General features: G+C 65.6%; 8 protein-coding genes. All 8 read left to right on the top strand.

Annotation, left to right across the window (positions count from 1 at the left end; genetic code table 11):
• Window positions 1-26 precede the first annotated feature (26 nt).
• Entirely contained in the window at window positions 27-974 is a 948-nt protein-coding gene (gene puuE / locus KY496_RS23870) for an allantoinase PuuE (RefSeq protein WP_184235341.1), read from the top strand.
• A gap of 131 nt (window positions 975-1,105) precedes the next feature.
• Window positions 1,106-2,569 carry a xanthine dehydrogenase small subunit gene (xdhA, locus tag KY496_RS23875; RefSeq protein ID WP_219862742.1) on the top strand — a complete coding sequence of 488 codons (1,464 nt, stop codon included), beginning with the start codon at window positions 1,106-1,108 and terminating at the stop codon, window positions 2,567-2,569.
• Window positions 2,570-2,579: 10 nt separating this feature from the next.
• Window positions 2,580-4,904, top strand: a complete 2,325-nt coding sequence (xdhB, locus tag KY496_RS23880; RefSeq protein WP_219862744.1) for a xanthine dehydrogenase molybdopterin binding subunit — start codon at window positions 2,580-2,582, stop codon at window positions 4,902-4,904.
• Window positions 4,901-5,902: a xanthine dehydrogenase accessory protein XdhC gene (gene xdhC, locus KY496_RS23885; protein WP_219862745.1), complete on the top strand. Its 1,002-nt coding sequence runs from the start codon at window positions 4,901-4,903 to the stop codon at window positions 5,900-5,902. Before xdhB ends, xdhC begins: the two co-directional genes overlap by 4 nt.
• Complete coding sequence (gene guaD / locus KY496_RS23890) at window positions 5,902-7,218, top strand: guanine deaminase (RefSeq protein ID WP_005668322.1); 1,317 nt, start codon at window positions 5,902-5,904, stop codon at window positions 7,216-7,218. The genes xdhC and guaD overlap by 1 nt, the downstream gene beginning before the upstream one ends.
• Window positions 7,219-7,290: 72 nt before the next feature.
• Window positions 7,291-8,784, top strand: coding sequence for a hypothetical protein (locus KY496_RS23895; protein ID WP_005668324.1), 1,494 nt, complete (start codon window positions 7,291-7,293; stop codon window positions 8,782-8,784).
• A 511-nt stretch (window positions 8,785-9,295) separates the two neighbouring features.
• Complete coding sequence (locus KY496_RS23900; RefSeq protein ID WP_219862747.1) at window positions 9,296-12,712, top strand: TonB-dependent receptor; 3,417 nt, start codon at window positions 9,296-9,298, stop codon at window positions 12,710-12,712.
• A 206-nt stretch (window positions 12,713-12,918) separates the two neighbouring features.
• Window positions 12,919-14,601 carry a bifunctional UDP-sugar hydrolase/5'-nucleotidase gene (locus tag KY496_RS23905; RefSeq protein ID WP_219862749.1) on the top strand — a complete coding sequence of 561 codons (1,683 nt, stop codon included), beginning with the start codon at window positions 12,919-12,921 and terminating at the stop codon, window positions 14,599-14,601.

The raw sequence follows: 14,601 nt of genomic DNA on the forward strand, positions 1-14,601 counted from the left end.
CGTATTCTTCCTTGTCGAGGGACGCCATGGCAGCTTCCTATCCGCGCGACCTGGCCGGCTACGGCCGCAATCCGCCGCATGCGCGCTGGCCCGGCGGCGCACGCATCGCCCTGCAGTTCGTGCTGAACTTCGAGGAGGGCGCCGAGAATTGCGTGCTGCACGGCGACCCGGCCTCCGAGACCTTCCTGTCCGAGATCGTCGGCGCCAGCGCCTTCCCGGCGCGCCACATGAGCATGGAGTCGCTCTACGAATACGGTTCACGCGCCGGCCTGTGGCGCCTGCTGCGGCTGTTCGAGGAACGCCGGCTGCCCCTGACCGTGTTCGGCGTGGCGCAGGCGCTCGAGCGCCACCCCGAGGCCGTCGCCGCGTTTCGCGAACTGGGGCACGAGATCGCCTGCCACGGCCTGCGCTGGATCTCGTACCAGAACGTCGACGAGGCGATCGAGCGCGCGCACATGAAAGAGGCCGTCGAGATCATGCGCCGCCTGCTAGGTGCCGCGCCGCAGGGCTGGTATACGGGACGCGATTCGCCCAATACGCGCCGGCTGGTGGTCGAGCATGGCGGCTTCGCCTACGATGCCGACCACTATGGCGACGACCTGCCGTTCTGGCAGCGGGTCGACGCGCTTGACGCCGATGGCGTCGTGCGCGCGGCGCCGCACCTGGTGGTGCCGTACACGCTCGACACCAACGACATGCGCTTCGTCACCGCCCAGGGCTTCAACTCAGGAACCCAGTTCTTCGACTACCTGAAGGATGCTTTCGACGTGCTCTACGCGGAAGGCGACCCCGCCGGCCTGGACCGGCCGAAGATGCTCTCGGTCGGCCTGCACTGCCGCCTGGCGGGGCGGCCGGGGCGCACGGCGGCGCTGGCGCGCTTCCTCGATTACGTGATGCGGCATGACCGGGTCTGGGTGACGCGCCGCATCGATATCGCCAATCACTGGAAAACCGTGCATCCTTACGTGGAATGAGGCGCAAGGACGCGCGTCCAAGATATTCGCAGTTGATGATAACCTATATCAGAATTTGATGATATGAGGATGGCCGCCGGATGGTAGCCTTCCGCCCTTGGCGAACAATAAAGTTGTACTTCGAGACAGGCATGTCAGAACCGATCCGATTCCTCTTCCGTGGCGAGGTGCGCGAACTGCGCGAGACGCCGCCGACGCAAACCATCCTGCAACACTTGCGGGAGGACGTGCGCTGCACCGGCACCAAGGAAGGCTGCGCCGAAGGCGACTGCGGCGCCTGCACGGTGGTGGTCGGTTCGCTGGAAGACGGCCATCTTGCACTCAAGTCCATTAACGCCTGCATCCAGTTCACCCCGACGCTGGACGGCAAGGCGCTGTTCACGGTCGAAGACCTGGCCCAGGCCGACGGCGCGCTGCACCCGGTGCAGCAGGCGCTGGTCGAGTGCCATGGTTCGCAGTGCGGCTTCTGCACCCCGGGCTTTGCCATGTCGCTGTGGGGCATGTACCTCAAGCAGGAGGGCCGCGCGCCGGCGCGCCGCGAGATCATTGACGCGCTGTCCGGCAACCTGTGCCGCTGCACCGGCTACCGTCCCATCATCGACGCCGCGCGCCGCATGACCGAACTCCCTGCTGTTGCTTTCGACAAGCCTGCGCTGGCCGAGCGCCTGCGCGGCCTGCAGCGCAGCACCGGCTTCAGCTACACGGCCGGCGGCCAACGCTTCCACGTGCCGCGCACCCTGGACGAACTGGTGGCCTTGCGCGCCGCGCATCCGGCCGCCGTGCTGCTGGCCGGTTCGACCGACGTCGGCCTGTGGGTCACCAAGCAGCTGCGCGATCTGGGCGATGTCATCTACCTGGGCCAGGTCGAGGCGCTCAAGAGCGTGCGTATGGATGCCGGCATGCTGGAGATCGGCGCCGGCGTCTCGCTGCAGGATGCCTACGCGGCGCTGTGCGAGCGCTATCCGGCCGAGCTGTCCGAACTCTGGCAGCGCTTTGCTTCTCTCCCGATCCGCAATGCGGGCACCCTGGGCGGCAATGTCGCCAACGGCTCGCCGATCGGCGATTCGATGCCGTGGCTGATCGCGCTGGGCAGCCAGGTGGTCTTGCGCGGTAACGAAGGCATCCGCGTGCTGGCGCTGGAAGATTTTTATCTGGGCTACCAGCAGAAAGACCTGCGCGCGGGCGAGTTCGTGCAAGCGGTGCGCGTGCCGCTGCCGTTGCCCGGGCTGCGGTTCCGTACCTATAAACTGGCCAAGCGCTTCGACCAGGACATCTCGGCGGTGTGCGCCGCCTTCGCCGTGACGCTCGACGGCGCGACCATCGTCGACGCGCGCATTGCCTTTGGCGGCATGGCGGCCACGCCGAAGCGCGCGCTTGAGGCCGAAGCCGTCCTGCGAGGCCAGGACTGGAACGAAGCCACGCTGCGCGCGGCGATGGCGGCGCTCGCCCGCGACTACGCGCCGCTGAGCGACGCGCGCGCCTCCAGCAGCTACCGCATGCGCACCGCGCAAAACCTGCTGCACCGCTTCTGGCTGGAGACGCGCCCGGAAAATCCGCTGCCGGCCAGCGCCGTCAACGCCTTTGCAAGCTTGTGAGGGATTGATCATGAACGACGCAGGCTTGAACCGCATGGACGCCTGGGCCGAAGTCGGCCGCGCACGCAAGCACGAATCCGCCGAGCTGCACGTGCGCGGCCAGGCCACCTATACCGACGACATCCCCGAGCTGGCCGGCACCCTGCACGGGGCACTGGGCCTGTCGGCGCGCGCGCATGCGCGCGTCAAGGCGATCGACCTGGCGAAGGTATCCGCCAGCCGCGGCGTGGTCGCGGTGCTGACGGCGCGCGACATCCCCGGCCTGAACGATTGCGGCCCGATCGTCCACGACGATCCGATCCTGGCCGATGGCCTGGTCCAGTACGTCGGCCAGCCGGTCTTCATCGTCGTCGCCGACAGCCATGACAACGCGCGCCGCGCGGCGCGCCTGGCCGTGGTCGACTACGACGACCTGCCGGCCATCCTCACGCCGCAGGCGGCGCGCGCCGCCGCATCCTACGTGCTGCCGCCGATGCGCCTGGCCCGCGGCGACGCGGCGCAGGCCTTCGCGCGCGCGCCGCACGTCGTCAAGGGCGAGCTGCACGTGGGCGGCCAGGAGCAGTTCTACCTCGAAGGGCAGATCGCCTATGCGATCCCCGGCGAGGACCGCGGCATGCACGTGTACTGCTCGACCCAGCACCCGAGCGAGATGCAGCACGTCGTCGCGCATGCGCTGGGCCTGCACTCGCATCATGTGACGGTCGAGTGCCGCCGCATGGGCGGCGGCTTTGGCGGCAAGGAATCGCAGTCGGCGCTGTGGGCCGCGGCGGCGTCGATCGCGGCCGTGCGCACCGGGCGCCCGGTCAAATTGCGCGCCGACCGCGACGACGACATGCTGGTCACCGGCAAGCGCCACTGCTTCCACTACGAGTACGAGGTCGGCTACGACGACGACGGCCGCATCCTGGCGGCGAAGGTCGACATGGTCACCCGCGCCGGCTACTCGGCCGACCTGTCGGGCCCCGTCGCCACGCGCGCGGTCTGCCACTTCGACAATGCGTATTATCTTTCCGACGTCGAGATCCGCGCCGCCTGCGGCAAGACCAACACCCAGTCGAACACCGCATTTCGCGGCTTCGGCGGACCGCAGGGCGCGATCGCCATCGAGTACGTGCTCGACGAGATCGCGCGCGAGCTGAGGCGCGATGCGCTCGACATCCGGCGCCTGAATTTCTATGGCAAGACCGAGCGCAACGTCACGCCCTTCGGCCAGGAGATCGTCGACAACGTGCTCCCCGAACTGGTGGCCGAGCTCGAAGCCGACAGCGATTATCGCGCCCGGCGCGCCGCCATCCTCGAGTACAACCGCGCCAGCCCGGTGCTCAAGAAGGGCCTGGCGCTCACGCCGCTCAAGTTCGGCATCGCCTTCAACGTCACCCACCTGAACCAGGCCGGCGCGCTGGTGCACGTCTACGTGGATGGCTCGGTCCTGGTCAACCATGGCGGCACCGAGATGGGGCAGGGCATCAACACCAAGGTGATGCAGGTGGTGGCGCACGAGCTGGGCGTGGAACTGGAAAGGGTGCGCGCCACCGCCACCAATACGTCCAAGGTCGCCAATACCTCGGCCACGGCGGCGTCGACCGGCGCTGACCTGAACGGCAAGGCGGCCCAGGATGCGGCGCGCACCATCCGCGCGCGCCTTGCCGATTTCGCCGCCGGCCAGTACGGCGGCGCGGCCAGCGAGGTGCGCTTCGCGGCCGGGACCGTGTTCGTCGCCGGCATGGCGCTGCCGTTCGAGGAACTGGTGGCCAAAGCGTATCTGGCGCGGGTGCAGCTGTGGTCCGACGGTTTCTATGCGACGCCCGGCCTGCACTGGGATCCGAAGACGATGAGCGGCCGGCCGTTCTCGTATTTCGCCTATGGCGCGGCGGTGTCCGAAGTCGTGGTCGACACGCTCACCGGCGAATGGAAGCTGCTGCGCGTGGATGCGCTGTACGACGCCGGCCGCTCGCTCAATCCGGCGATCGACATCGGCCAGGTCGAAGGCGCCTTCATCCAGGGCATGGGTTGGCTGACGACGGAAGAACTGTGGTGGAATCCGGCCGGCAAACTGATGACGCATGCGCCGTCCACCTACAAGATTCCGGCCGTCTCGGATTGTCCCGAAGACTTCCGCGTGCGCCTGTTCGACAACGCCAACGTCGAGGACAGCATCCACCGCTCGAAGGCGGTCGGCGAGCCGCCGCTGCTGCTGCCGTTCTCGGTCTTCTTCGCGATCCGCGACGCCGTCTCGAGCGTGGGCGGGCACCGTGTCAACCCGCCTTTGAACGCGCCGGCGACGTCCGAAGAGATCCTGAAGGCGGTCGCTTTCGTCGAGGCGGCGCGCGCATGACGAACGACTGGCTTGCCCCGCACGCGGGCGCGGCCGCCGTGCTGGTGACGGTGGCGGCCGTGAAGGGCTCGGTGCCGCGCGAACCGGGGGCGAAGATGCTGGTGCGCGCCGGGGATTTCGACGGCACCATCGGCGGCGGCCACCTCGAGCACCGGGCACTGGACATCGCGCGTGCGATGCTGCAGCTTGGCGAAGCGCGCCGCTTCGAGCGCTTTCCCCTTGGCCCGAGCCTGGGCCAGTGCTGCGGCGGCGTGGCCTGGCTTGCGTTCGAGCGCATGGAAGCCGAACAGATGGATATCCTGCGCGCGCGCCGCCACCAGGACACCTGGCGCCTGGTCGCCCTCGACGGCGCCAGCGAATGGACGCTGCTCGACGAAGCGGGCCGTCACCTCGCCGGTGCGGTCACGACGCCAATCCTTGCAGCGCAAGGCGATACGCGCGTGGTGGAGGGGGAGGGCCGCCGCCGCTGGCTGCTGGACGCCGTCCCCGCCCCGCGCGAGCACCTGATGCTGTTCGGCGCCGGCCATGTCGGCGCCGCCATCGTGCGCGCGCTGGCGCCCTTGCCCTGCCGCGTCACCTGGGTCGACGAACGCGACGACCTGTTCCCGCTTGATGTCCCCGCCAACGTGACGGTGGAAGCGACCGACACCCCGGAAGCACTGGCCGAACGCGCCGCCCCCGGGACCAGCTTCCTGGTCATGACTCACAGCCACGCGCTCGACCTGCGCCTGTGCCACGCAATCCTGTCACGCGCGCGCAGTGATTCCTGCAAGGATTGGTTCGGCCTGATAGGATCGAGTACCAAACGCAGCCAGTTCGAGGCGCGCCTGCGCGAACGCGGCGTCGATGCCGCGCGCCTGGCCGATATGACCTGCCCGATCGGCCTGCCCGGCATCGACGGCAAGGCCCCGGCCGTGATCGCCGCCTCCGTCGCCGCCCAGCTGCTGTCCGTGTGGGAAGCCGCCCACTACCCTGAAGAACAACCGGAACTCTCGTAATGTCCACCGCATCATCCAATGTGCAAGCCTACCGTGCCAGCTTGCTGCACTTTCGCGCCGATCCGGCCTTCGACGACGGGGCCGCGCTGTGGCATGAAGACGGCCTGCTGATCGTCGAGGACGGCCGCGTCAAGGCCGCCGGCGACCATGCCGCGCTGGTTTCCACTTTGCCGCCCGGCCTGGAGCCGGTCGACTACCGCGGCAAGGTGATCGCCCCCGGCTTCATCGACACCCACCTGCATTACCCGCAGACCGACATGATCGCTTCGCCGTCGCCGGGCCTGTTGCCATGGCTGGAGACCTACACCTTCCCGAGCGAGCGCCGTTTCGAGGACCCGGCGCATGCGCGCGCGACCGCCGAGTTCTTCCTCGACGAACTGCTGCGCTGCGGCACCACCACCGCCGTGGTGTATTGCACCGTGCATCCGCAATCGGTCGACGCCTTTTTTGAGGCGAGCGAGGCGCGCAACCTGCGCATGGTGGCCGGCAAGGTGCTGATGGACCGCAACTGCCCGGACTTCCTGCGCGACCTCGAGGGCGACCTGGGGCAGAGCGAAGACCTGATCCACAAATGGCACAAGCGCGGACGGTCGCTGTACGCGATCACGCCACGCTTCGCCCCGACGTCGACCGACGTCCAGCTGCGCCTGACCGGCGAGCTGGCGGCGCGCCACCCGGACACCTTCATCCAGACCCACGTCTCGGAAAACAAGGACGAGTGCACCTGGGTGAGCGAGCTGTTCCCGCAGGCGCGCAGCTACCTCGACGTGTACGAGCGCTTTGGCCTGATGCGTCCGCGCGCATTGTTCGGCCACTGCATCTGGCTCGACGACGAAGACTTCGCGCGCATGGCGGCCACCGGGTCGGCCGCCGCCGTGTGCCCGACCTCGAACCTGTTCCTGGGCAGCGGCCTGTTCGACTTCGAACGCGCCGACAGCGCGCGTGCGCTGCTCTCGCTGGGCACCGACGTCGGCGCCGGCACCTCGTTCTCGATGCTGCAGACCATGAACGAAGCCTACAAGGTGGCGCGCCTGAAGGGCAGCTACCTGCCGGCGCTGCGCATGTTCTACCTCGCCACACTGGGCGCGGCGCGCAGCATGCGCCTGGACGACACGATCGGCAGCTTCCAGCCCGGCCTGGAAGCCGACTTCGTGGTGCTCGACCGCGAGGCGACGCCGCTGCTGGCGCGTCGCACCAGCTACGCCGATTCGCTGGAAGAACTGCTGTTCGCGCTGGCGCTGCTGGGAGACGACCGCACGATCGCCGCGACGTATTCGGGCGGACGCAAGGTGCATCAGCGCGCATTTGGCAAATGAGTCTGGCAATATTGCCAAGGGTGAACTAAGCAGTTAGAGTGGCGCGATTCCATCTCATCCAGAAAGCACACTATGCACAAGCTACTCTCCGGCAGCGCGCTGCTGGCGCTGGCCGTGGCCGGCGCTCCGGCCTGGGCCAAGGAGCCTGCCGCCAACGCCAATGAAGCGGCCACCGCCCGCCACTACGCGGGCCTGATCGCGGGCGAGCAGCCGAAGCTGTCCGAGCTGACGATGTTCTTCACGCAGATGCCGAAGGGCGGCGACCTGCACCACCATTATTCGGGTTCGGTGTATGCCGAGACCTATACCGAATTCGTCGACAAGCAGGGCTTCTGCATCAACACGCAGACGTATCGGATCGAGACCGACAAGGCAGTCGTCGCCGCCGAACGCGCGAAGCCGGCAGCCCAGCGTGCTTGCCGCTCGGGCGCCGAGGTGCGCGCCGACGAAGACACCTGGCGCGAAGTGGCCAAGCGCTGGTCGAACAGGGATTTCTACAACCACACCAACCTGCAGCCGGCGCCCGACCAGCGCTTCTTCCAGACCTTCGGCTACTTCGGCCCGGTGGCCAACGACAACCTGCGCGAAGGCCTGCTGGAGATCAAGGAGCGCGCGATCGCGGAAAACGTCGGCTACATCGAAACGATGTTCCTGCTGTCGCCCTTCATCGCCAATCCGGATTTCGACAGCCAGGCCTGGGCCACGGTGAACGACGACAAGGCGCTCGACGATGCGCTGCGCGCGAAACTGGCTGCGCTGGATAAAGACGCCGCCTTCAACAAGTCGATCGACGACTTCGTCCAGCAGATCCATGCCGCCTCCGAAGGCATCGACGACGAGCGTTTCACCATGCGCTACCAGAACTACACGCTGCGCCTGTTGAACCCGTCGCAGGTCTTCTCGGCCATGGTGTCGAGCTTCAAGGCGGCAGCCAAGGGCGGGCGCGTCGTCGGCCTGAACATCGTGGGCCAGGAAAGCACCCACGTCTCGATGCGCGACTATCTTCTCCACATGAAGATGTTCCGCTTCCTGAAGTCGGTCTACCCGGACGTGAAGGTGGCGATGCATGCGGGCGAACTGGCGCTGGGCGACGTGCCGCCGGAAGGCCTGAAGTTCCACATCGACCAGGCGCTGGCGGTGGCGGGCGCCGACCGCATCGGCCACGGCCTGGACCTGGCGCACGAGGCGAATGCCCCCGGCATCATGAAGACCATGCGCGAGAAGGACATCCCGGTCGAGATCAACCTGACCTCGAACGCCTTCATCAGCGGCGTGTCGACCACGAACCATCCGCTGAACCTGTATCGTAAATATGGCGTGCCCTACGTGATCTCGACCGACGATGCCGGCGTGACCCGCCACACGCTGTCGCATGAGTACGTACAGTTCGCCAGCCAGTTCAAGCCGAGCTACGCGGAAGTGAAGAAGGCCTCGTACAACAGCATCCGCTATGCCTTCTTGCCCGTGGCAGAAAAGCAACGGCTGACCCGACAACTGGATCAGCGTTACACGGAATTCGAGGCAAAGATCGCTGCCCTGGACGCCGCGGCCGTCCGTGCCAAATAAAGTGTGACATCCACGGCCCGGCGCCCGCCGGGCCACTACCTTGTCATGATTCTCCGGTGACTCTTTGGTAATAAGTTAATATAAAATTAACTTATGTCGCCTTCTCGCTACAAAAATCTTCGTTCCCTACGCACTTCCACTGAATTTTTATCAAAAAAATTCCGCTGGAGAACGCCGCACATATAATCCCGCCTTGTCATATTCCGGCTGGCAGCACTCCGATTATGTCGCGTAAAGACAACACATACGCGGTGATTTATACGTAAAAGCTCTGAATAACGAAGCCAAAACGAATTTGTCGGCTTGTTCAAAGCTCATGCATATTGGCGGAATTCCGCTGTATCTCATCACTCCGTCGTGTCACTTTGTTGAAACATTGTAACGATACAATCGCAGCCGCTTGCCGGCTGAAGCGCTGCCGCACCAAGCAAAAAATTCAAGCAGTAAATCGTAGGGGAGGGCGTCCGCCCGGGCGTCCAACAATAAATTGAAGTTCTTTTTGGGGTAATCAATGATCACTCAACAACAGATCCGGCTCACCAAATTGGCGCTGGCTTTGTCGGTTGCACTGGCGGCGTCGCCGTCGTTTGCACAGAACACCACGTCCGCCATCGGTGGCCGTATCTCGAACGCTGCGGGCGCACCAGCCGCCGGCGCCCAAGTGCAGATCCTGCACGTCGAGTCGGGTTCTGTCAGCAATGTCGTCACTGACGCGGAAGGCCGCTACACCGCGCGCGGCCTGCGCGTGGGTGGTCCTTACACCGTTACCATCACCAAGGATGGCGTCACCCAGACCCGCAACGACGTCTACGTCGAGCTGGCGCAGACCGCGACCGTCGACGCGACCGTCGGCATCCAGACCGTGACCGTGGCCGGCTCGGCTGTTCGTTCGGAGATTTTCTCGAGCAACAACATGGGCTCGGGCACCTCGATCAGCAACACCGAACTGCAGACCCAGGCATCGATCCAGCGTAACCTGCAAGATTACGCCCGTGCCGACCCGCGCGTGTCGCAGACCGACAAGGACCGCGGCGAACTGTCCGTGGCCGGCCAGAACTCGCGCTACAACTCGATGACCATCGACGGCGTCGCGATCAACGACACCTTCGGCCTGGAAGCGAACGGCAGCCCGACCGCACGCCAGCCGATCTCGATCGAAGCGATCCAGTCGGTGCAGGTCAACGTCGCCAACTACGACGTGACCCAGAAGGGCTACACCGGCGCCAACATCAACGCCGTGACCAAGTCGGGCACCAACACCTACAAGGGTGGCGTGTACTACGTGTTCCGCAACGACACCATGTCGGGCGACCGTTACAACCCGATCACCGACGTCTACAGCGAGCCGCCGAAGTCGAAGGAAACCACCAAGGGTATCTGGGCTTCCGGTCCCCTGATCCAGGACAAGCTGTTCATCTTCGCCCTGGCTGAAAACTACGAAAGCTCGCGTTCGAGCCCGGACTTCGGACCGATCGGCAGCGGCGCCGGCACCACCGTCGCCATCACCCCGGCAGCCATCTCCGAAGCCCAGCGCATCGCCCAGAGCGTCTACGGCGTCGACATCGGCAGCCCGACCGTTCCTAGCGGCTCGATGCTGACCTCGAAAGAGCGCATGGTGAAGTTCGACTGGAACATCACCGACGAGCACCGCGCCAACCTGCGCTATGCCAAGACCACCCAGGGCGAGCCGTTCTACCCGGGCTTCTCGGCCACCGGCGTCGGCCTGTCGTCGAGCTTCTACAACCAGGGCAAGGAGATCGAGACCGTCGTCGGCCAGGTCTTCTCGGACTGGACCCCGACCTTCTCGACCGAGTTCAAGTTCTCGACCCGCGACTATGATTCGGTCCCGGTCAACGCGACCCGCACCCCATCGATCGGCCTGCAATTCTCGGGCGCGCTGCCAGCCGGCGCACCGGCCGGCCTGTCGACCGCCAACCGTTTCCTGAACTTCGGCACCGAGTTCAGCCGCCATAACAACGTCCTGCGCAACAAGACCAAGGACATGTATGCCGGCGCCAACTGGATCGTGGGCGACCATGAGCTGAAGTTCGGCGTCGACCAGACCAAGAACGAAGTCTATAACGCCTTCCTGCAAGGCATTAACGGCTCGTACACCTTCGCCTGCCTGGATTCGGCCGATACCAACTTCTACTCGTTCGGCGCGCTGACCTGCTCCGGCGCCTCGGCCGAGCGCATCCAGCAAGCCGTGCTCGAGAACTTCCAGCGCGGCCGTCCGCTGAGCTTCAGCCAGCAGCGCGCGCTGCCGGGCGCATCGCTGAACGACGCGATCGCCACGTTCGAAACCAAGAACACCGGCCTGTTCCTGCAGGACACCTGGGCTGTCAACGACCAGCTGACCCTGACCTACGGCGTGCGTTACGACCGTAACGATGTCGGCGGCGTCCCGCTGTACAACGCCGCTGCCGCCGCACCGATGGTTGCCGGCAACCCGGCCACCGGCGTCCGCCAGAGCGGCGGCTTCGGTCTGGACAACCGCCAGACCATCGACGGCACCGACCTGGTCCAGCCACGCGTGGGCTTCAACTACCGCTTCGACAAGGCGGAGCGTCCGACCCAGCTGCGCGGCGGCGTCGGCCTGTTCCAGGGCGCGGCAGCGACCGTCTGGATGTCGAACCCGTTCTCGGGCACCGGCGTGGCAACCGCCACCATCAGCTGCTCGGGCACCGGCGCGACCCGCTGCCCGACCACGGGCGGCCTGGCCAGCCTGGATCCGGACGCCCAGCCGGCGATTTCCGGCGCGATTCCGGCTGCTGACGTGAACTTCCTGGATCCGGACTTCCGCCAGCCGTCGATCTGGAAAGCCAACCTGGCGTTCGATACCGAACTGCCATGGTACGGCATCGTGTTCGGCGCCGAAGCGCTGTACACCAAGAACAAGAACGGCATCTACTACGAGCACCTGAACCTGGGCGCGTCGACCCGCACTGGCACCGACGGTCGTGAGCTGTACTGGAACGCGGCCGGCTTGAACCAGAATAGCTGGGGCGTGTCGAACAACACCGCCAACGTGATCACCAGCGCCGGCGCACAGACCCGCTCGCTGAACAACCGCAGCTTCGGCAACGTGCTGGTGGCGCGCGATACCGACAAGGGCGATGCAAAAGTCCTGACCGCGTCGCTGTCGCGTCCGATGACCAAGGGCTTCGGCTGGTCGGTGGCTTACACCTACACCGATGCGACCGAAGTCTCGCCGCTGACCTCGTCGGTGGCCAACTCGAACTGGCGCGGTCGTTCGGTGTTCAACCCGAACGAAGAAGTCGCTGCAGCGTCGAGCTACGCCATCAAGAACCGCGTCAATGCGCTGGTCAACTTCCAGAAGAAGTTCTTCTCGAACTACAACACCCGCCTGGGCATCTTCTACGAAGGTCGTGAAGGTCGTCCATACAGCTGGACCATCAACAATGACCTGAATGGTGACGGCGAGTCGGGCAACGACCTGATGTACATCCCGACCGCGTTCGGTTCCGGTGAAGTCGTGTTCTACGGCGATACCGCGACCAACCATTCGAACGAGCAGCGTTTCTGGGACGTCGTCAACGCCAACAAGGGCCTGCACGGTTCGGCTGGTGGCGTCGTGAAGCGTAACAACAGCACCGCTGAGTGGGTCAACACCTTCGACGTGCGTATCAGCCAGGAAATCCCTGGCCTGTTCAAGCGCAACAAGGCGACCTTCACCCTGGACTTCATGAACTTCGGCAACCTGCTGAACAAGAAGTGGGGCCGTACCGAAGAGATCAGCTTCCAGTCGTCGGGCGGCATGGCGCGTAGCTTCGTCGACTACGCCGGTCTGGACAGCCAGGGTCGTTACATCTACGTCGTGCGCAACGACGTCGAGCGTCAAGACCTGAAGCAGTCGAAGGGCGAGTCGCAGTGGGCGATCCAGGCAACCCTCAAGTACGAATTCTAAGCAGGTCGAATTCGTAGCATGAGCTAGTCAAGAAACGGCCGGTGGAAACACCGGCCGTTTTTTCTTTCAAAAAATGAGAAACCCAGCCGCCGTAAGGATTTCCTGCGCACAAGCCGCGTGGGATAATGTTGGCTGTCGAGTTCGCTCGAACTCCGTTTTTCCGGACCCGCCGTTCGCGCCGGTCCGCATCCACTAAAGGTGTTCCCATGATCGTTTCGCGCCGCGCATGCGCCAGTCTTTCCACCCTCACCATGGCGCTGCTGCTGGCCGGCTGCGTCAGCGTGCCCCAGGGCCCGGTGACCCTCAATCTGGTGTCGCTGAACGACTTCCACGGCAACCTCGAACCGAGCCGCTACGTCCTCAAGCATGCGGACGGCAAAGAAGAAGTCATGCGCGCCGGCGGCGCCGAAGCGGTGGCCGCGGCCCTGCAGGCCTGGCGCAAGGAAGACAAGGACCTGCTGCTGGTGTCCACCGGCGACATCGTCGGCGCCAGCCCGGCGCTGTCTTCGCTGTGGGCCGACGAGCCGACCATCGAAGTGATGAACATGCTGAACCTGCGCGCCAGCGCGGTCGGCAACCATGAGTTCGACGGCGGCCGCAAGGAACTGCTGCGCCAGCAAAATGGCGGCTGCGATTCGCCGCATCCGACCCGCGCCTGCAAGCTCACCCCGAATTTCGGCGGCGCCAGGTTCACCTACCTCGGCGCCAACGTGATCGACTCGGCCACCGGCAAGCCGGTCATCCCGGGCTTCAGGATCGAAGACGTCAAGGGCATCAAGGTCGGCCTGGTCGGCGTGGTGCTGAAGGACACGCCGAACATGGTGGTCGCTTCCGGCATCGCCGGCCTGCGCTTCGGCGACGAGGCCGAGGCGATCAATGCCGCGCTGCCGGCCATGCGCGCCGCCGGCGCGCAAGTCATCGTGGCCCTGGTGCACCAGGGCGGCCGCACGGTGGAGTCGCCGCTGCAGGCCGGCTGCTCGCAGCTCAAGGGCGACATCGTCGACGTGGTGAAAAAGATCGACCCGTCGGTCAAGCTGGTGCTGACCGGCCACTCGCACCAGGGCTACCTGTGCAATGTGGATGGCCGCACCGTGACCCAGGCCGACACCGCCGGCCACCTGCTCACCCGCGTGTCGATGCAGGTCGAGCCGAAGACCGGCGCGGTGAGCAACCTGGTCGTGAAGAACGTGGTGATGAAGCCGGACGACTACCCGGCGGACCCGAAGATGACGGCCTTCGTGGCGCAGGTGAAGGAGCGCAGCAAGGAAGCCCTGAATCGCCCGATCGCCAGGGTGGCCGGCGCCCCCGTGCTGCGCAGGACCAATGATGCCGGCGAATCGGTGCTGGGCAATATGATCGCCGATGCTGCCCTCGATTCGGTCCGTCACCTGGGCGCGCAACTGGCCTTCATGAACAACGGCGGCATCCGCCGCGACCTCGAGGCCGGCGCTGACGGTACGGTGGCCTTCGGCCAGGTCCAGGTGGTACTCCCATTCGGCAACACGACGGTCGTGATGGACCTGACCGGCGCCCAGATCCGCGCCCTGCTGGAACGCCAGTGGGCCGACGGCGTCGATTCGAATTCGTCGGTGCTGCAGATTTCCGAGGGCTTCAGCTATGCCTGGGACCCGAAGCGTCCGGCGGGCAGCCGCCTGGTCCCGGGCAGCCTCAGGCTGAACGGCAAGGAGATGCAGGACAACGCCACCTACCGCATCGCCACCAACAACTTCCTGGCCGAAGGCAGCGACGGTTATCCAGAGTTCGGCAAGGGCACGGCGCGCGTCGACACCGGCATGCGCGACCTGGACGGCTTCATCGCTTACCTGAAGAAGATCGAAGGGCAGGGCGCGATGGCGCCAGCGGCTCCGCGCATCCGCAAGGTCAACTGA

Origin of the sequence: Massilia sp. NP310 (genome assembly GCF_019443485.1) — a bacterium.
In the GTDB taxonomy this organism is placed as follows: Bacteria; Pseudomonadota; Gammaproteobacteria; order Burkholderiales; family Burkholderiaceae_D; genus Telluria; species Telluria timonae.

Bases quoted from the DNA above. Each gene is read 5' to 3' on its own strand.
- puuE (WP_184235341.1), top strand. From the start codon at position 27: ATGGCAGCTTCCTATCCGCGCGACCTGGCCGGCTACGGCCGCAATCCG.
- xdhA (WP_219862742.1), top strand. From the start codon at position 1,106: ATGTCAGAACCGATCCGATTCCTCTTCCGTGGCGAGGTGCGCGAACTG.
- xdhB (WP_219862744.1), top strand. From the start codon at position 2,580: ATGAACGACGCAGGCTTGAACCGCATGGACGCCTGGGCCGAAGTCGGC.
- xdhC (WP_219862745.1), top strand. From the start codon at position 4,901: ATGACGAACGACTGGCTTGCCCCGCACGCGGGCGCGGCCGCCGTGCTG.
- guaD (WP_005668322.1), top strand. From the start codon at position 5,902: ATGTCCACCGCATCATCCAATGTGCAAGCCTACCGTGCCAGCTTGCTG.
- KY496_RS23895 (WP_005668324.1), top strand. From the start codon at position 7,291: ATGCACAAGCTACTCTCCGGCAGCGCGCTGCTGGCGCTGGCCGTGGCC.
- KY496_RS23900 (WP_219862747.1), top strand. From the start codon at position 9,296: ATGATCACTCAACAACAGATCCGGCTCACCAAATTGGCGCTGGCTTTG.
- KY496_RS23905 (WP_219862749.1), top strand. From the start codon at position 12,919: ATGATCGTTTCGCGCCGCGCATGCGCCAGTCTTTCCACCCTCACCATG.